A 16,294-nucleotide genomic window follows, 5' to 3' on the forward strand; every position below is an offset into this window, starting at 1 on the left:
TAACCGTACCCAAAGTTAGGCAACCCTAAAAGCCCCCGGCATGACGATGGGGCGCGGATCACATCGATCCGCGCCCCATCCTCGTACGAAATGACGTACTGATCCGCTCGGTCTACTGGTCCCGGTACATCTCGGCGACCAGGAACGCCAGGTCCAGGGACTGGCTGCGGTTGAGCCGCGGGTCGCAGGCCGTCTCGTAGCGCTGGTGCAGGTCGTCGACGAAGATCTCGTCGCCGCCGCCCACGCACTCGGTGACGTCGTCACCGGTGAGCTCGACGTGGATGCCGCCCGGGTGGGTGCCCAGGGCCTTGTGGACCTCGAAGAAGCCCTTGACCTCGTCGAGCACGTCGTCGAAACGGCGCGTCTTGTGGCCCGAGGCCGCCTCGAAGGTGTTGCCGTGCATCGGGTCGGTGACCCAGGCGACGGTCGCGCCGGAGGCGGTGACCTTCTCGACCAGCGCGGGGAGCTTGTCGCGGACCTTGTCGGCGCCCATGCGGACGACGAACGTCAGCCGGCCCGGCTCGCGGTCCGGGTCCAGGCGGTCCACGTACGTCAGCGCCTCGTCGACCGTCGTGGTGGGGCCGAGCTTGATGCCGATCGGGTTGGCGATCTGCGAGCAGAACTCGATGTGCGCGTGGTCCAGCTGGCGGGTGCGCTCACCGATCCAGACCATGTGGCCCGAGGTGTCGTACAGCCGGCCGGTCCGCGAGTCCGTGCGGGTCAGCGCGCCCTCGTAGGCGAGCAGCAGCGCCTCGTGCGAGGCGTAGAACTCGACGGCCTTGAACTCCGCCGGGTCGGTGCCACAGGCCTTCATGAAGTTCAGCGCGTTGTCGATCTCCCGCGCGAGCTGCTCGTAGCGCTGTCCGGACGGTGAGGACCGCACGAAGTCCTGGTTCCAGGCGTGCACCTGGCGCAGGTCGGCGTAACCGCCGGTGGTGAAGGCGCGCACCAGGTTCAGCGTCGAGGCCGACGCGTGGTACATGCGCTTCAGCCGGTCGGGGTCCGGGATCCGGTCCTTTTCGGTGAAGGCGAAGCCGTTGACGGAGTCGCCGCGGTAGGTCGGCAGGGTGATGCCGTCGCGGGTCTCGGTGTCCTTGGAGCGCGGCTTGGAGTACTGCCCCGCGATGCGGCCGACCTTGACGACGGGCACGGAGGCCGCGTACGTCAGGACGGCGCTCATCTGGAGCAGCGTCTTCAGCTTGGCGCGGATGTGGTCGGCGGACACGGCGTCGAAGGCCTCTGCGCAGTCGCCGCCCTGCAGTAGGAACGCCTCGCCCTTGGCGACGGCTCCCAGACGGGCGCGCAGCTGGTCGCACTCACCCGCGAAGACGAGGGGAGGATACGACTCGAGGTCCGCGACGACAGCGCGCAGGGCCTCGGCATCGGGGTACGAAGGCTGCTGCGCCGCGGGAAGGTCTCGCCAGGTCGCCTTGGCGGCGGGGGCTTGGGGTTCAGCGTTCACGGTCACCCCGTACACATTACGGCGTCCTACGGCGCGTCCGGCCCGCCGACCACAACGTGAGACGGATATCCGGACACGGCGGGAGGCGGACTCTTCGCCTCCGCCGCAGGGGGTGGGTGAGGGTCCTCGCATGTACGCACTCGCGAACCAGAACTGGTGGTGGCCCGCTCCCGGCGGCCCACTTCTCGCGCGTACCTGAGACGACGCGATCGACGCGGAAGGCCGCCCCGAGGGGCGGCCTTCCGCGTTCCGCGGACGCGGGCCTTCCCTCTCCCGGAAGCCCACCGGAAGGACACCCCGCCATGGAACCCAGCCGACCCGACTTCCGCCGGTCCGCCCCCCGCCGGTCCGCCCCCGACCGGTCCGGTCTCCCCACGGCCCCGGCCCCGACCCGTTCGGCCTCGACCGGCTGCTCGACGCCTCCGGCCCGCCCTTCGCCCTGCTCAGGCGCCGGACCCCGGGCCGCGACCACGACACCGTCGAGGTGCTCCTCGGCCCGGTCCACGAGGTCGACCGCCTCGCCGACCTTCCGGTGCGCACGCTCCCCTCCCTCGCCCTCGTCCCCTTCCGCCAGATCCGGGAGCGCGGCTGTTCCGGCGGCTGCCGCCGACATCCCCGCCGACGGCACGGTACGGGTGCCGGTCGGGGCGACGCTGGTGCGCCACTCCGACCCGGCGGGCGAGGTGGTACCCGCCGGTGTCCCGCCGCGGCGGGACACCGGTCAGTACGGGGCGACGAGGGTGTTCTCCGAGCGGCGGCCCGCCAGGTGGTCGGCCACGTTGGCGACGGTGGTGTCGATGATCTGCCCCACCGCGTCGCTCGTGTAGTACGCCTGGTGCGAGGTCACCAGCACGTGCGGGAACGTGACGAGCCGGGCGAGCGTGTCGTCCTCCACCGCCTCCAGGGACTTGTCCAGGAAGAAGACCCCCGCCTCGGCCTCGTACACGTCGAGCCCCACGCCCGCGAAGCGGCCCGCGCGCAACTCCGTGACCAGCGCGTCCGTGTCGATCAGCCCGCCCCGGCTGGAGTTCACCAGGATCGCGTCGTCGCGCATCATCCGCAGCGCGTCCGCGTCGATGATGTGGTGGGTGGCGTCCAGCAGGGGCACGTGCAGGCTGACCAGGTCGGAGGAGGCGAGCAGCTCCTCCTTCTCGACGTACTTCATGCCGAGCTCGACGCACGCGGGGTTGCGCGCCACGTCCCAGCCGAGCAGGTTCATCCCGAAGCCGTGCGCGATCCGGGTGAACGCCTCCCCGATCTTGCCGGTGCCGAGGACGCCCACCGTACGGCCGTGCAGGTCCCGGCCCATCAGCCCGTTCAGCCGGAAGTCGAAGTCCCGGGTCCGGATGGAGGCCCGGACGATCCGGCGGTTCACGGCCATCGCCAGCGTCCAGGCGAACTCGGCCACCGAGTACGGGGAGTAGTACGAGACGCGGCTCACCGTCATGCCCAGCTGCAGCGCGACGTCGAGGTCGATGTTGTTGAAGCCGGTGGACCGCTGGGCGATCTGCTTCGTCCCGCCCGCCGCCAGGGTCCGCAGCACCCGGCCGTTCAGGTCGGCGTTCACGCTGGAGGAGATGACCTCGTACCCCGCCGCGATGGGCGCGGTGTCCTCGCTGAGGAAGACGTCGAGGCAGCGGACCTCGTGCTGCCCCGCGAAGGCGCGCTCCAGGAGCGGCCTCTCGTCGGCGGTCACACCGAATGCCAGGATCTCCACGCTTGCTCCCGTACGTCGAATCATGGGCCGTTTGTCACTTTACGACCCATGATCCGCAGGCGCCGCCCCACGTCAGCCGAAGAAGACACCGGCCTCCCGGTACAGCTCGGGGTCCACCGTCTTGAGCTTCGCCGTGGCCTCGGCGATCGGGACCCGGACGATGTCCGTCCCCCGGAGCGCGACCATCTTGCCGAAGTCCCCGTCGCGCACCGCGTCGATCGCGTGCAGCCCGAAGCGGGTCGCGAGCCACCGGTCGAAGGCGCTGGGGGTGCCGCCACGCTGGATGTGCCCGAGCACCGTCGTACGGGCCTCCTTGCCGGTCCGCGCCTCGATCTCCTTGGCCAGCCACTCACCCACCCCCGACAGCCGGACGTGGCCGAAGGAGTCCTTGGTGGCGTCCTTGAGGACCAGGTCTCCGTCCTTGGGCATGGCCCCCTCCGCGACCACGACGATCGGCGCGTAGCTGGCCTTGAACCGCGAGGCGACCCAGGCGCAGACCTGGTCGACGTCGAAGCGCTGCTCGGGGATGAGGATGACGTTGGCGCCGCCCGCGAGCCCGGAGTGCAGGGCGATCCAGCCGGCGTGCCGGCCCATGACCTCGCAGACCAGGACCCTCATGTGCGACTCGGCGGTGGTGTGCAGCCGGTCGATGGCCTCGGTCGCGATGCCGACGGCGGTGTCGAAGCCGAAGGTGTAGTCGGTTCCGGAGAGGTCGTTGTCGATGGTCTTCGGGACGCCGACGCAGGGGATGCCGTACTCGTCGTACAGCCGGGCCGCGACCCCGAGGGTGTCCTCGCCTCCGATGGCGATGAGCGCGTCCACCTCGTACTTGGCGAGGTTGTCCTTGATGGCCCGCACGCCGTTCTCCGTCTCGAACGGGTTGGTGCGCGAGGAGCCCAGGATGGTGCCGCCGCGGGGCAGGATCCCGCGGACGGCCGGGATGTCGAGCGGCACCGCGGTTCCGTCGACGGCTCCGCGCCAGCCGTTCCTGAAGCCGATGAACCGGTACCCGTACTCCTGGTCGCCCTTGCGGACGACGGCCCGGATCACCGCGTTGAGCCCGGGGCAGTCGCCGCCGCCGGTCAGCACTCCGACCTTCATGGGTTCTCCCTTCGCCATGGCGGTCACGCTAGTGGTGACACAGGTCACAGCAAGGGTCCTGGAGGGGTCGATTCCCGTGGAACACAGGGTCGTTGTGCCGTCCGTTCACCCGCACGGGGACACCAGTACGCCGTACGCCGCCCCGTGCGGTGCTCCGTTCGAGGCGGTCAGGCGTCGTCGAGGCCGCGCTCGATGGCGTACCGGACGAGCTCCACCCGGTTGTGCAGCTGGAGCTTGCCCAGGGTGTTCTGGACGTGGTTCTGGACCGTGCGGTGCGAGATGACGAGCCGCTCCGCGATCTGCTTGTACGAGAGCCCCTTGGCCACCAGCCGCAGCACCTCGGTCTCCCGGTCGGTCAGCTGGGGCGCCTTCGGCTCGTCGGAGGCGGTCGGTGCCGGGTCGGTGGCCAGGCGCCGGTACTCGCCGAGCACCAGACCGGCCAGGCCCGGCGTGAAGACCGGGTCGCCGGCGGCCGTGCGGCGGACCGCGTCGATGAGCTCCTGGGCGCCGGCGGACTTCAGCAGGTAGCCGGTCGCGCCGGACTTCACCGCCTCCAGCACGTCCGCGTGCTCGCCGCTGGCCGACAGGACCAGGACCCGCAGCGCCGGGTTGGCGCCGACCAGCTCCTTGCAGACCTGCACCCCGGGCATGCCCGGCAGGTTGAGGTCGAGGACCAGCACGTCGGGCGTGGTGGCGCGGGCCCGGCGGACCGCCTCGGGTCCGTCGCCGGCCGTCGCCACCACGTCGAAGCCCGCGGCGGCGAGGTCGCGGGCGACCGCGTCCCGCCACATCGGGTGGTCGTCGACCACCATGACCCGGATCCCGTGCGGTGCGTTCGGTTCGTTCACGTCGGTGCGCTCGCTCATCTCTCGTCCGTCCTCCCCCTGGGTACTTTCAGTTCCACTTCGGTGCCCTGCCCGGGGACGGACACCAGCTCGGCGCTGCCGCCGAGGTCGCGCAGCCGGCCCCGGATGGACAGGGCCACCCCCATCCGCCCCTCGCCCTCGGCCTGGTCGAGCCGCCCGGCGGGGATGCCCGGGCCGTCGTCCCGTACGGTCACCACCACCTCGTCGCCCCAGTCCTCGACCAGGATCCAGGCGCGGGCCCCGTCCCCCGCGTGCTTGCGCACGTTGTCAAGGGCGGCGCCGACCGCCGCGGCCAGCTCCTTCGCCGCGGGGACCGGCAGCGGCACCGGAGTGCCCGGCTCGGCGAAGCTCACCCGCGAACCGGCGTGCGGGGCCAGGAGCGTACGCAGGTCCAGCTCGCCGCCGTCGCCCGGCTCCTCCACCTCGTACGTGTCCACCAGCGCGCCGAGCGCCCCGTCTCGGGAGACCCGCGAGGGGTGCACCAGCCCGCTGGAGACCAGGGTGCGCAGGGCGATCTCCTGCTCCCCCGCCATCCGGCCGAGGTCGGCGGCCTCGCCGCCCAGTTCGGTGCCGCGGCGCTGGACCATGGCGAGGACCTGGAGGACGCCGTCGTGGATGTCGCGGGCGAGGCGCTCCCTTTCCCGGGTCGCGGCCTCGATCTCCAGGGCGCGGGCGAGGGTGGCCTCGCTGGCCCGGGCGACCTCGACGACGTAGCCGATGGCGATCGAGGCGACCCACACGAGCAGGACGTTGTGCAGGGTGTCGCGGGTGGGTTCGCCGCCGTGGATGACGATGTTGGCCGCGGCCACGAAGGTGGAGGCGAACCCGGCCCAGCGCCAGCCGCCCTTGATGGCGAAGGCGAGGACGGAACCGGCCGTCCAGATGGAGGGCAGGGTCGGGCCGCCGCCCGCGATCCGCTCGTGGCTGTCGGCGAGCGGGGTGAGCAGGATCCCGGCGAGGGCGACGGTGAGGTCGGCGCCGAGGAATCGCTTGGTGCAGCTGGCGGCGTTCGCCACCCGCGGGGAGGTGGCAAACGTCCACACGGCGAGGACGCAGAGGTAGCCGATGGCGACCGCGGGGCGGGTGAACTGCCGGTACGAGGCGGCGAACAGCAGTACCGCGTAGACCATGGTCAGCAGCCGGTAGGCCGTCAGGGCCCGCCACAGCGGCTGCTCGACCGACATGCGCACGACGCGTTCGCGCTTCGCCATCTCCCCACCCCCCGCGGGCGGTTCCGCCCGCCGCTACTCGGTCTTGCCTTCGGGCTGCGCGCCCTTGTCGCCCTTTTCGTTCTTGTCGCCCTTCGCGGCCTTCTCCGCGTCGGCGATCTGGCGCTTGGCCGCCGTCGCGTAGATGTCGACGTACTCCTGGCCGGAGAGCTTCATGATCTCGTACATGACCTCGTCGGTCACCGAGCGGAGGATGAAGCGGTCGCCGTCCATGCCGTGGTAGCGGCTGAAGTCCAGCGGCTTGCCGATCCGGATGCCCGGGCGCATCAGCTTGGGGACCACCTTGCCGGGCGGCTGGATCTTCTCGGTGTCGATCATCGCCACCGGGATCACGGGCGCTCCGGTGGCCAGGGCCACACGGGCCAGGCCTCCGGGCTTGCCGCGGTAGAGGCGGCCGTCGGGTGAACGCGTCCCCTCCGGGTAGATACCGAAGAGCTCCCCGCGTTCGATGACGTCGACGCCGCTCTTGATCGCGGCCTCGCCGGCCCCGCGCGCGCCGGAGCGGTCCACCGGGAGCTGCCCGACGCCCTTGAAGAAGGCGGCCGTCAGCCTGCCCTTGACGCCCGGGGAGGTGAAGTACTCCGCCTTCGCGATGAAGGTGACCTTCCGGTCCAGCACGGCCGGGAGGAAGAAGGAGTCGGAGAAGGACAGGTGGTTGCTCGCGAGGATCGCCGGCCCCTCCGCGGGAATGTTCTCGAGGCCCTCCACCCACGGCCTGAAGGCGAGCTTCAGCGAACCGCCGATGGAGAACTTCATTGCGCCGTAGATCAACTCGAAAGCCTTCCTGTGTCTGTCGAACAGACCTTATCCCTTGGCTCAGCCGGGAGCGGCCCGACGACCCTGGTCGGTACCACCCCCGTCGCGTACGGTGAAGTCACACAGAGCAACGCCCCCACCCGACGTACATCATGATCAAGGAGACCCTGGTGCCCGTCCTCCCTGGAGCCGAGCCGTTCCGCCACGAGGGCGGAGAGGTCGGCGTCCTCCTCTGCCACGGCTTCACCGGTTCCCCGCAGTCGCTGCGCCCGTGGGCCGAGTACCTCGCCGGGCGGGGCCTCACGGTGTCGCTGCCGCTGCTGCCCGGGCACGGAACGCGCTGGCAGGACATGCAGCTCACCGGCTGGCAGGACTGGTACGCCGAGGTGGACCGCGCGCTGCGGGAGCTGCTGGACCGGTGCGCGCAGGTGTTCGTCTTCGGGCTGTCGATGGGCGGCGCGCTGAGCCTGCGGCTGGCGGCCAAGCACGGGGACGCGATCAGCGGTCTGGTCCTGGTCAACCCGGCCAACAAGGTCCACGACCCGCTCGCCGTCGCCCTGCCGGTGGCCAGGCACTTCATCCGGTCGACGCCGGGCATCGCCAGCGACATCGCGAAGCCGGGCTCGGAGGAGGTCGGGTACGACCGCGTCCCGACGCACGCCGCGCACTCGCTGCGCAAGTTCCTGCAGCTGGTCGACGCGGAGCTGCCGCAGGTGACGCAGCCGCTGCTGCTGCTGCACAGCCCGCAGGACCACGTCGTACCGCCCGCCGACTCGGCGCGCATCCTGGCGCGGGTCTCCTCGACGGACGTCACCGAGACCCTGCTGGAACAGAGTTACCACGTCGCGACGTTGGACCATGACGCGGAGCGGATCTTCGCGGACAGTTTTGCGTTCGTCGGCCGGCTGGCGAAGAGCGTGGGCAGGGAGGGGGCGGAGGCGGGTGGCTGAGCACGAGGAGCAGTCGGGCGGGGTTCCGCCGCTGGACGAGGAGGCGGCGTGGGCGGCGATCGTCGCCGGGTACGGGCAGGAGCCGCCGGACCCGCCGGGGGCCCGGCCGTTCAAGCCGATCGAGAACCTGCTGCTGCCGGAGGAGGACGTGAAGCCGCTGCCTCCCGAGGCGGGGTCGAAGACGGAGTCCAAGACCGGCTCCAAGACCGACGCGAACGCGGAGTCCGCGGCCGGGTCCGCGGCGGACCCGAAGCCGGAGCCGTCGGCGGACCCGGGCCCCGGCCCGGCCGCGGAGCCCCCGGCGGCGGCGTCGCTGGGCAGCTCGGTGGTGTTCGCGCCGGGCGTGGGCGGGGCGGGCCCCCGGGACCACTCGCTCGCGGAGCCCGGGGACGACGACCTGACGGCGGCCGGGGAGGGCCACTTCGTGCCCCCGGAGCCGGAGCTGCCGCCGTCGGACACGACGTCGAAGTTCGCGTGGCTCGCGGTGGTCGGCGGCCCCGTGCTGCTGCTCCTGGCGGTGCTGCTGCAGTGGGAGATGACCTGGTGGCTCACGACGCTGGGCATCGGCGGCTTCCTGGGCGGCTTCGCGACGCTGGTGGGGCGCATGGCGCATGACGACGAGGACGACGACCCGGGCCGCGGCGCGGTCGTCTAGTCCCCCGGCGGGCGAGGGCAGCACCCACACCGCCCCCGCCCGCCACCACCCGAGCCCCGGCGCACGTTCCAGCGCCGACGCACCATCCAGCCCCGCCGGCGTGCGAGGCGAGCCCGCCGGCGTTTGAGCCGCACCACTCCGGCCCCGCCGGTGCACCGTCCAGTCCTGCCGGCGTTGGCGAGGTGGCCCCGGAGGCGCACCATTCCAGCCCCGCCGGCGTTTGAGGCGCGGGGTCCGGGGCGGAGCCCCGGCAGCGGCCCCCGCACCAGACCCCGGCACCGACGCGGGCACCGCACCCCTCGGCCGGGCCCCCGGCTACCGCACCGCCGGCAGCCGCAGCACCGCCAGCACCGGCAGGTGATCGGTCGCGGCCGCCAGGTCCGCGGCCTCCACCCCCGGCAGCCCCGCCGGGACCCCGCAGGCCAGCACCTCCACGCCCCCCGTCACGAAGACCGCGTCGATGCGCCGCTCCGCGCCCCGCGCCGGGAACGTGTGCTCCCCGCCCCACGGCGCCACCGTCCGGCAGTCCCGAAGGCCCGCGGCCAGGCGTCCGAAGGCCGGCCCGTCGGGGGTCTCGTTCACGTCGCCGGCGGCGATCCCGTACGGGACGTCCATCGCCGCGAGCCGGTCCATCAGCAGTCCCGCCTGGTCCACCCGCTCGGCCCGGTCCAGCGACAGGTGCGCGGAGACCAGCCCGACCCGGGCCGCCCCGAACCGGACGACGGCCGTGGCGAAGCCCCTGCGGTGCAGGCCCGGGGTCAGGGGCAGCAGTACGTCGTCCGTACGCTCCACGAAGGCCCGCAGCGAGCAGAGCAGCAGCGGCCCGGCCGCCGTCGCTCCGCCGCCCAGCACCACCAGGTCGCACTTCGCGGCCAGCCGGGCCGCGTGCTTGCGCCACCGGAAGAACCGGGGCGCCTCCTGGACGAACACCAGGTCCGGCGCGCACGCCCGGATGACCCGGGCCAGTGCCTCCTCGTCGTCGCGCAGCGAGCGGATGTTGTAGCCGAGTACCCGGATCACGGCAGAACCGTCGGGCTCCGTAAGAGACTTGGGCAGCGCGGGCAGCAGGTCCATGTCCGCAAGATACGCAGCTGCCCGCCGCTCCCCCAGGGGGCGCGGCGGGCAGTCACGGCAAAAGGAGGGGCTCAGCCCTGGCGTGCGAGGTCGGCCGCGCCGACGAGGCCGGCCTTCCCGCCCAGCTGGGCGGCGAGCACCTGCGCGTGCGGTCGCCACGCGCCGCCGATCAGCCAGCGCTTGAACGACTTGCGGATCGGGTCGAGGACGAGGTCGCCCTCGTCCGAGACGCCGCCGCCGACGATGAAGGCCGACGGGTCGAACAGCGAGGCCAGGTCGGCCAGGCCCGCGCCGGCCCAGCGGGCCAGTTCGCGGAAGGAGTCGACGGCCACCAGGTCGCCCTGCCGGGCGGCCTGGCTGATGTGCTTGCCCTCGATGCCCTCGGGGGTGCCGTCGCCGAGGGAGAGCAGGAACTTCGCGTTCTCGGGGGTGGCGTTGGCGCGCTGCCTCGCGTAACGGACGAGCGCGCGCCCGGAGGCGTACTGCTCCCAGCAGCCCTGGCTGCCGCAGCCGCACAGCAGGCCGTCGGGGACGACCCGGATGTGCCCGAACTCGGCGGCGACGCCGAAGCGGCCGCGGCGCAGCTTGTTGCCGATGATGATGCCGCCGCCCAGGCCGGTGCCCAGGGTGATGCAGATGACGTCCTCGTGGCCCTGGCCGGCGCCGAAGCGGTACTCGCCCCAGGCCGCGCAGTTCGCGTCGTTCTCGACGACGACGGGCAGGCCGATGCGCTGCTCGACCTTGTCCTTGAGCGGCTCGTGCCGCCAGTTGATGTTCGGCGCGAAGAGCACCGTCGCGCGCTTGTCGTCCACGTAGCCCGCGGCGCCGATGCCGACGGCGTCGATGGTGTGGCTGCTGCTGACTTCGGAGACGGCGGCGCAGATCGCGTCCGTCACCCCGTCCGCGGTCGGCGGGGTGGGCACCTTGTACGTCTCAAGGATGGTGCCCTCTTCGTCGACCACGCCCGCCGCGATCTTCGTGCCGCCGATGTCGACGCCGATGGTGAGTCCCATTAGTCCCTCGGTTTCCGGTCAAACCCCGCCACGGGCAACGGTACCCGAGGGTGGCGGAGGTTCAGTCGAGATCGATCCGCTCGGCCGGGCCCGCGTCGGGGCCCTCGTCGCGGGGGTCGGGCTCGCGGCGCGGCGCCGGGGGCTCGTTGCGCGTCCAGCGGGCCTCGTGGTCCCCGACGGCGGAGCGGTAGGCGGCGAGCAGCTCGGATCCGGCGGCCGCGAGGTGGTCGAAGACCTCGGGGTTGCGCTCGATGACGGGCTGGGCGGCGGTCTTGGCCTGGTTGACGAACTGCCGTACGGCACCCGTTGCGGCGACGCCGAGGAGCGGATTGTTCAGCCCGGACACCTTGTCGGCGACGGCGTCGAAGAGCCTGAACAGCTCCTCCGCGGCGGTTCCGGTGGTCCCCGCGCGGGTGCCGTGCTGCCCGCGCAGGCGCTCCTTCTCGGCGGCGAGGTCCTCGGCGCAGGCCTTGGCCCAGGCGTCGTCGTCGGTGGGGCGGTCGGTGGCCTCGCTCATGGCGGACTCTCCTGCTGCGACTGCGGGGCGGCGGTACTGGTTACCTTCGACGTTACCCGAACGGCGGTACGGGTTTCAGGACGTACGCGGCCACTGTCCGGGATCCGGGGTGAACCGGACGCGGAGCACGTCCTCGGCCAGGGCGGCGCCGGAGACGGTGCAGCGGCGCAGCGCGGACGGCAGCGGAACGATCCTGCGGTACGGGCCCACGGTGAGCAGCAGCTCGTCACCGCGGCGGATCAGGTCGAGGTCGTCCTTGCGGGCGTGGGGCAGCCGTACGGCCCAGACGAGTACGCCGTCCTCGGCGCGCCGGTCCTCCACGGGCCAGGCCCGGTGCTCCCGGCCCGGCCGCCCCGGGGCGAGGCCTCCGCCACCGGCCAGGGCGCAGAGTTCCGCCAGGTCGTCCGGGCCCTGCGGGTCGCGGCCCAGATGGGGCAGCTCCCGGAGCGGGACGGCCGGGTCCCGCTCGCGCAGGAACGCCTGCTGCTGGGCGGCGACGGACACCGCCCAGGGGTCGGCGGAGTCCGCCGGGGCGAGCCGGTTGGCGACGAGGTCGTCGGTGCCCAGCTGGTGCAGGGCGAGGCCGAGGGCTCCGGTGCGCAGGGCGGAGCCGGCGGCCGGACCCGGCTCGGCGACCAGCCGGACGGAGGTGGTGCCGGCCTCGACGACGGCCTGGACGGCGGCCAGCTCCTCGTCCCAGCGGGCGGCGGCCTCGTAGAGCCACTGGGCGGGCATGGGGACGCCGGCCAGCTGGGCCAGTACGGGGCGCAGGGCGCGGGCCGCCTGCCGCTCGGCGGGGAGCAGCCGGGCGAGGTAGCGGCGCAGCTGGGCGGGGAGGGCGAGGGTGGCCACGGTCTGGTGCAGCGGCGGCATGTCGACGACGACCAGGTCGGTGCCGGGAGCGGCGGCGGCCCGGCGCAGGGCGCGGAGCAGGGCGAACTGCTCGGCGCCGGGCAGTTCGGTGAGCTCCTCGGCCCCGAGGGGGCGGGCGCCGACCATGCCGAGGAGGGCGGAGCCGCGTTCCTGGAGGGCGACGAGCTCGTCGCGGAACTCCTCGCCGGAGTCCACCCGGGCCACGCGGAACCCGGCGGCCACGGGGACCGCCCGCAGTCCGGGCACGACCTCGGCGGACGGTCCCGCCGGCCCGCCGACCAGGGCGGCCACCGGGTCGCCGGGGTCTCCGGACAGCAGCAGCACCCGCTGCCCCTGCCGGGCGGCGGCGAGGGCGGTGGCGGCGGCCACGGTGGTCCGCCCGGCCCCGCCGGGGCCGGTGATCAGCAGGGTGCGCATGGTGCGGCTACTCCGGTTCGGTGGTCTTCGCGCCTCAAGCGCCGGCGGGGCTGGAATCGCCCTGCGGGCAATCCAGCCCACGCCCGGCACATCCCGCCCAGGCGGGCACATGGATCCCCGGCCGGGACACCCAGCCTCGCCGGCGTTTGAGGCGCGGGGTCTGGGGCGGAGCCCCAGGAGCCTGCGCCCCCGGCTGCCGGAGGAGGCCCCGGGCCCGGGGGCGGTGCCCCGGCGGACGCGTCCCCGCAGGGGGTCAGGTGGACTCGACCCGCTTCTTCAGCCCCGCCAGCGCGCGGTCGATGATGACCTTCTCGGCCTTCCGCTTGATCATGCCCAGCATCGGGATCTTGACGTCCACCGTCAGCTGGTAGGTGACCTCGGTGCGCGTGCCGCCGTCCACCGGGGCCAGCAGGTAGGAGCCGTCGAGCTGGCGCAGCATCTGCGACTTGTCGAGGGTCCAGCTGACTTCGTCCGCGCCCTTCCAGGTGTAGGCGAGGGTGTGGTCGTCCTTGATCGCGCCGGCGTCGAGCAACAGCCGGACCTTCTCGGCGCGGCCCTCGGCGTCGGTGGCCAGCACCTCGGCCTCCTTCACCTCGCCGGTCCACTCGGGGTAGCGGGCGAAGTCGGCGATCACGGCCATCACGTCGGCCGGCGAGGCCTCGATCGTGATGCTTGAGCTGGTGTGTTCCGCCATCGCGGTCGCTCCTCCGGGGAGTGTTCGAGGAAGTGTGCGGCCTCGGGCCGCCGCTCGAAGGCTACCGCGCGTGCGGGCGCCGCCACTCCAGCACCTCCCCTACCGGCCACCCGCCGCGGCGGTCACCGTGCGGCTCGCCGCCCCCGGGCCCCGCTCACCACTCCAGGGCCCAGGGCCGCCCGGTCGCCGCGAAGTGGCCGACGTTCACGCACTCCGTGCCCCCGATCCGCATCCGCCGGGCCAGGGGCTGGTGCACGTGCCCGAAGAGGGCGTACCGGGGGCGGGTGCGGCGGATGGCGGCCAGCAGGGCCTCGCTGCCCCGCTCGAAGCGCCGCGCGACGGTGTCGTAGCAGAGCTCCGGCACCTCGGGCGGGATGTGCGAGCACAGCACGTCCACCTCGCCCAGCGCCTCCACCTTGACCGCGTACTCCTCGACGTCCACCTCGTACGGGGTCCGCATCGGCGAGGGCAGCCCGCCGCCCACGAAGCCGAAGACGCGGCCGCCGATCTCGACCCGCTGCCCGTCGAGCACGGTGAGGCCGGGGCGGTCGGCGTACTCCGGCCACAGACCCGGGATGTCGACATTGCCGTAGGTGGCGTACGTGGGGGTGGGGAAGGCGGCGAACATTCCTGCGTACTGGCGGCGCACCGCGTCCTCGATCAGTTGTTCGCGGTCCAGTCCGGCCCACAGCTCGCGGCCGAACGCCCGGGCCTCCTCGAAGCGGCGTGCGGTGCGCAGCTCGACGATCCGGTCGGCGCTCTCGACGCCGAAGAGGTCGGGGACGATGCCGCGCGAGTGGTCGGCGTAGTCGAGGAAGAGCACGAGGTCACCGAGGCAGATCAGCGCGTCGGCGCCGTCCCCCGCCCGGGCGAGGGCCTCGGTGTTGCCGTGGACGTCGCTGACGACGTGGACTCGTGTACCGCTTTTCCTGCCACCCATGCCGCCACCCTAGGGGCGCCCGGGGGCGCGGGGTAGGGGAACCGGCGGAGGGTCCGGACCTGCGGTTACTTCCGAGTCGTCAGGGGGGTCGACTACTGTCGGCAGGACACGTGCGCGTCATGTGACGCAGGGAACATCTGGCCGGTTCCCTCTATCCGGAACCCACTACCGGTGGGTAACGTCCGGTCGGTCCACACAGTGGCGATGGCGCCCAGAGGAGCAGCAGTCTTGCGCGAGTTCAGTCTTCCGGCCCTGTACGAGGTCCCGTCGGACGGGAACCTGACGGATCTCATCCGCCGCAACGCCGCTCAGCATCCCGACACCGCCGTCATGAGCCGCAAGGTCGACGGCCGGTGGCAGGACGTGACCGCCACCGAGTTCCTCGCCGAGGTCCGGGCGACGGCCAAGGGCCTGATGGCGGCCGGCATCCGCCCGGGAGACCGGGTCGCCCTGATCTCCCGCACCCGCTACGAGTGGGTGCTGATCGACTTCGCGATCTGGAGCGCGGGCGGCGTCACCGTCCCCGTGTACGAGACCAGCTCCCCCGAGCAGATCCAGTGGATCCTCGGCGACTCCGGCGCCGTCGCGGCGGTCGTCGAGAGCCCCGGGCACGGCGACGCCGTGGCCTCCCTGCGCGACCGGCTGCCGGACCTGCGCGAAGTCTGGGAGATCGAGCGGGGCGACCTGGACGCGCTGAAGGCCGCGGGGACCGCCGTCTCCGACGCCGAGGCCGACGAGCGCAGCGGTCTCGCGAACGCCGACGACCCGGCCACCATCGTCTACACCTCGGGTACCACCGGCCGCCCCAAGGGCTGCGTGCTGTCCCACCGGAACTTCTTCGCCGAGTGCGGCAACGCGGTGGAGCGGCTGAGCCCGCTCTTCAAGACCGGCGAGTGCTCGGTGCTGCTCTTCCTCCCGGCCGCGCACGTCTTCGGACGCCTGGTGGAGGTGGCGGCCGTGCTGGCGCCGATCCGGCTGGGCTGCGTACCGGACATCAAGAACCTGACCGACGAACTGCAGTCCTTCCGCCCGACGCTGATCCTCGGTGTGCCGCGCGTCTTCGAGAAGGTCTACAACTCGGCGCGCGCCAAGGCCCAGGCCGACGGCAAGGGCAAGATCTTCGACGCGGCCGCCGAGACGGCGATCGCGTACAGCCGGGCGCTGGACACCCCGCGCGGGCCGTCATTCGGGCTGAAGCTCAAGCACAAGCTCTTCTCGAAGCTCGTCTACGGCAAGCTGCACGCGGTCCTCGGCGGGCGCGGCGAGTACGCGATCTCCGGCGGCGCCCCGCTCGGCGAGCGGCTCGGCCACTTCTTCCGCGGCATCGGCTTCACGGTGCTGGAGGGGTACGGCCTGACCGAGTCCTGCGCGGCCACCACCTTCAACCCGTGGGACAAGCAGAAGATCGGCACGGTCGGGCAGCCCCTGCCGGGCTCGGTGGTGCGCATCGCGGACGACGGCGAGGTGCTGCTGCACGGCGAGCACATCTTCACCGGCTACTGGAAGAACGAGACGGCGACCGCCGAGGCGCTGACCGACGGCTGGTTCCACACCGGTGACGTCGGCACCCTCGACGAGGACGGCTACCTCGCGATCACCGGCCGCAAGAAGGAGCTCATCGTCACGGCGGGCGGCAAGAACGTCGCCCCCGCGGTGATCGAGGACCGGATCCGGGCGCACGCCCTGGTCGCGGAGTGCATGGTGGTCGGCGACGCGAGGCCGTTCGTGGCCGCGCTCGTCACCATCGACGAGGAGTTCCTCGGCCGGTGGGCCGCCGAGCACGGCAAGCCGGCCGGCGTGACGGCCGCGGAGCTGCGCGAGGACGCCGACCTGGTCGCCGCCGTCCAGCAGGCCGTGGACGACGGCAACGCGGCGGTTTCCAAAGCGGAATCGGTGCGGAAATTCCGCATTCTGCCCTCCCAGTTCACGGAGGAGTCGGGCCACATCACGCCGTCGCTGAAGCTCAAGCGCAACGTGGTGGCGAAGGACTTCGCGGACGAGATCGAGGCGCTGTACCGGGGCTGAGGCCT

15 protein-coding genes and 1 pseudogene are annotated in these 16,294 nt (G+C 72.6%); 4 read left to right on the plus strand and 12 right to left on the minus strand.

Annotation, left to right across the window (positions count from 1 at the left end; translation table 11 throughout):
- Nucleotides 1-112 precede the first annotated feature (112 nt).
- Complete coding sequence (locus ACFWTC_RS03835; RefSeq protein ID WP_383927893.1) at nucleotides 113-1,468, minus strand: class II 3-deoxy-7-phosphoheptulonate synthase; 1,356 nt, start codon at nucleotides 1,466-1,468, stop codon at nucleotides 113-115.
- A gap of 394 nt (nucleotides 1,469-1,862) precedes the next feature.
- Between ACFWTC_RS03835 and ACFWTC_RS03840 the strand changes: the two are divergent.
- Nucleotides 1,863-2,051: pseudogene (locus ACFWTC_RS03840) on the plus strand (phenazine-specific anthranilate synthase component I); the annotation flags it as partial.
- A 132-nt stretch (nucleotides 2,052-2,183) separates the two neighbouring features.
- Here ACFWTC_RS03840 and ACFWTC_RS03845 read toward each other — a convergent pair.
- The 5 genes from ACFWTC_RS03845 to ACFWTC_RS03865 all read right to left on the minus strand — a co-directional run bounded on the left by ACFWTC_RS03845 (nucleotide 2,184) and on the right by ACFWTC_RS03865 (nucleotide 7,146).
- Complete coding sequence (locus tag ACFWTC_RS03845; RefSeq protein ID WP_383927890.1) at nucleotides 2,184-3,179, minus strand: 2-hydroxyacid dehydrogenase; 996 nt, start codon at nucleotides 3,177-3,179, stop codon at nucleotides 2,184-2,186.
- Between the two features lie 72 nt (nucleotides 3,180-3,251).
- Entirely contained in the window at nucleotides 3,252-4,280 is a 1,029-nt protein-coding gene (locus ACFWTC_RS03850) for a 6-phosphofructokinase (protein ID WP_383927970.1), read from the minus strand.
- Nucleotides 4,281-4,447: 167 nt separating this feature from the next.
- The gene (locus tag ACFWTC_RS03855) at nucleotides 4,448-5,146 is read right to left on the minus strand and encodes a response regulator (RefSeq protein ID WP_383927887.1); all 699 of its coding nucleotides are present in this window, start codon (nucleotides 5,144-5,146) and stop codon (nucleotides 4,448-4,450) included.
- Entirely contained in the window at nucleotides 5,143-6,357 is a 1,215-nt protein-coding gene (macS, locus tag ACFWTC_RS03860) for a MacS family sensor histidine kinase (RefSeq protein ID WP_383927885.1), read from the minus strand. Before macS ends, ACFWTC_RS03855 begins: the two co-directional genes overlap by 4 nt.
- 33 nt (nucleotides 6,358-6,390) lie before the next feature.
- Nucleotides 6,391-7,146 carry a lysophospholipid acyltransferase family protein gene (locus ACFWTC_RS03865; protein WP_383927882.1) on the minus strand — a complete coding sequence of 252 codons (756 nt, stop codon included), beginning with the start codon at nucleotides 7,144-7,146 and terminating at the stop codon, nucleotides 6,391-6,393.
- Nucleotides 7,147-7,301: 155 nt separating this feature from the next.
- Between ACFWTC_RS03865 and ACFWTC_RS03870 the strand changes: the two genes are divergently transcribed.
- Both ACFWTC_RS03870 and ACFWTC_RS03875 read left to right on the plus strand, forming a co-directional pair.
- Nucleotides 7,302-8,081 (plus strand): alpha/beta hydrolase, encoded by a 780-nt coding sequence (locus ACFWTC_RS03870; RefSeq protein WP_383927967.1) that lies wholly within the window; start codon nucleotides 7,302-7,304, stop codon nucleotides 8,079-8,081.
- Nucleotides 8,074-8,736, plus strand: a complete 663-nt coding sequence (locus ACFWTC_RS03875) for a hypothetical protein (protein WP_383927879.1) — start codon at nucleotides 8,074-8,076, stop codon at nucleotides 8,734-8,736. Before ACFWTC_RS03870 ends, ACFWTC_RS03875 begins: the two co-directional genes overlap by 8 nt.
- A gap of 315 nt (nucleotides 8,737-9,051) precedes the next feature.
- Here the strand turns inward: ACFWTC_RS03875 and ACFWTC_RS03880 are convergent, their stop codons facing one another.
- The 6 genes from ACFWTC_RS03880 to ACFWTC_RS03905 all read right to left on the minus strand — a co-directional run bounded on the left by ACFWTC_RS03880 (nucleotide 9,052) and on the right by ACFWTC_RS03905 (nucleotide 14,264).
- Nucleotides 9,052-9,810, minus strand: a complete 759-nt coding sequence (locus tag ACFWTC_RS03880) for an endonuclease/exonuclease/phosphatase family protein (RefSeq protein WP_383927876.1) — start codon at nucleotides 9,808-9,810, stop codon at nucleotides 9,052-9,054.
- 71 nt (nucleotides 9,811-9,881) lie between these two features.
- Nucleotides 9,882-10,823, minus strand: a complete 942-nt coding sequence (locus ACFWTC_RS03885) for an ROK family glucokinase (protein ID WP_267720870.1) — start codon at nucleotides 10,821-10,823, stop codon at nucleotides 9,882-9,884.
- Between the two features lie 61 nt (nucleotides 10,824-10,884).
- Nucleotides 10,885-11,340: a DUF5304 domain-containing protein gene (locus ACFWTC_RS03890; RefSeq protein ID WP_383927873.1), complete on the minus strand. Its 456-nt coding sequence runs from the start codon at nucleotides 11,338-11,340 to the stop codon at nucleotides 10,885-10,887.
- 75 nt (nucleotides 11,341-11,415) lie between these two features.
- Nucleotides 11,416-12,630 carry an ArsA family ATPase gene (locus tag ACFWTC_RS03895; RefSeq protein WP_384025736.1) on the minus strand — a complete coding sequence of 405 codons (1,215 nt, stop codon included), beginning with the start codon at nucleotides 12,628-12,630 and terminating at the stop codon, nucleotides 11,416-11,418.
- Nucleotides 12,631-12,883: 253 nt separating this feature from the next.
- Nucleotides 12,884-13,324: an SRPBCC family protein gene (locus ACFWTC_RS03900; RefSeq protein WP_383922220.1), complete on the minus strand. Its 441-nt coding sequence runs from the start codon at nucleotides 13,322-13,324 to the stop codon at nucleotides 12,884-12,886.
- A gap of 154 nt (nucleotides 13,325-13,478) precedes the next feature.
- Nucleotides 13,479-14,264, minus strand: a complete 786-nt coding sequence (locus tag ACFWTC_RS03905) for a metallophosphoesterase (protein WP_383922217.1) — start codon at nucleotides 14,262-14,264, stop codon at nucleotides 13,479-13,481.
- A 228-nt stretch (nucleotides 14,265-14,492) separates the two neighbouring features.
- On the opposite strand from ACFWTC_RS03905, the gene ACFWTC_RS03910 reads away from it, so the two are divergent.
- Nucleotides 14,493-16,289 (plus strand): AMP-dependent synthetase/ligase, encoded by a 1,797-nt coding sequence (locus tag ACFWTC_RS03910; protein ID WP_383922214.1) that lies wholly within the window; start codon nucleotides 14,493-14,495, stop codon nucleotides 16,287-16,289.
- Nucleotides 16,290-16,294 lie beyond the last annotated feature (5 nt).

This window comes from Streptomyces sp. NPDC058619 (assembly GCF_042717785.1).
Lineage (GTDB): Bacteria > Actinomycetota > Actinomycetes > Streptomycetales > Streptomycetaceae > Streptomyces.

Excerpts from the sequence above, each read along its gene's own strand:
- ACFWTC_RS03850 (WP_383927970.1), bottom strand. The coding sequence starts at position 4,280 with ATGAAGGTCGGAGTGCTGACCGGCGGCGGCGACTGCCCCGGGCTCAAC.
- ACFWTC_RS03855 (WP_383927887.1), bottom strand. The coding sequence starts at position 5,146 with ATGAGCGAGCGCACCGACGTGAACGAACCGAACGCACCGCACGGGATC.
- macS (WP_383927885.1), bottom strand. The coding sequence starts at position 6,357 with ATGGCGAAGCGCGAACGCGTCGTGCGCATGTCGGTCGAGCAGCCGCTG.
- ACFWTC_RS03880 (WP_383927876.1), bottom strand. The coding sequence starts at position 9,810 with ATGGACCTGCTGCCCGCGCTGCCCAAGTCTCTTACGGAGCCCGACGGT.
- ACFWTC_RS03885 (WP_267720870.1), bottom strand. The coding sequence starts at position 10,823 with ATGGGACTCACCATCGGCGTCGACATCGGCGGCACGAAGATCGCGGCG.
- ACFWTC_RS03890 (WP_383927873.1), bottom strand. The coding sequence starts at position 11,340 with ATGAGCGAGGCCACCGACCGCCCCACCGACGACGACGCCTGGGCCAAG.
- ACFWTC_RS03895 (WP_384025736.1), bottom strand. The coding sequence starts at position 12,630 with ATGCGCACCCTGCTGATCACCGGCCCCGGCGGGGCCGGGCGGACCACC.
- ACFWTC_RS03900 (WP_383922220.1), bottom strand. The coding sequence starts at position 13,324 with ATGGCGGAACACACCAGCTCAAGCATCACGATCGAGGCCTCGCCGGCC.
- ACFWTC_RS03905 (WP_383922217.1), bottom strand. The coding sequence starts at position 14,264 with ATGGGTGGCAGGAAAAGCGGTACACGAGTCCACGTCGTCAGCGACGTC.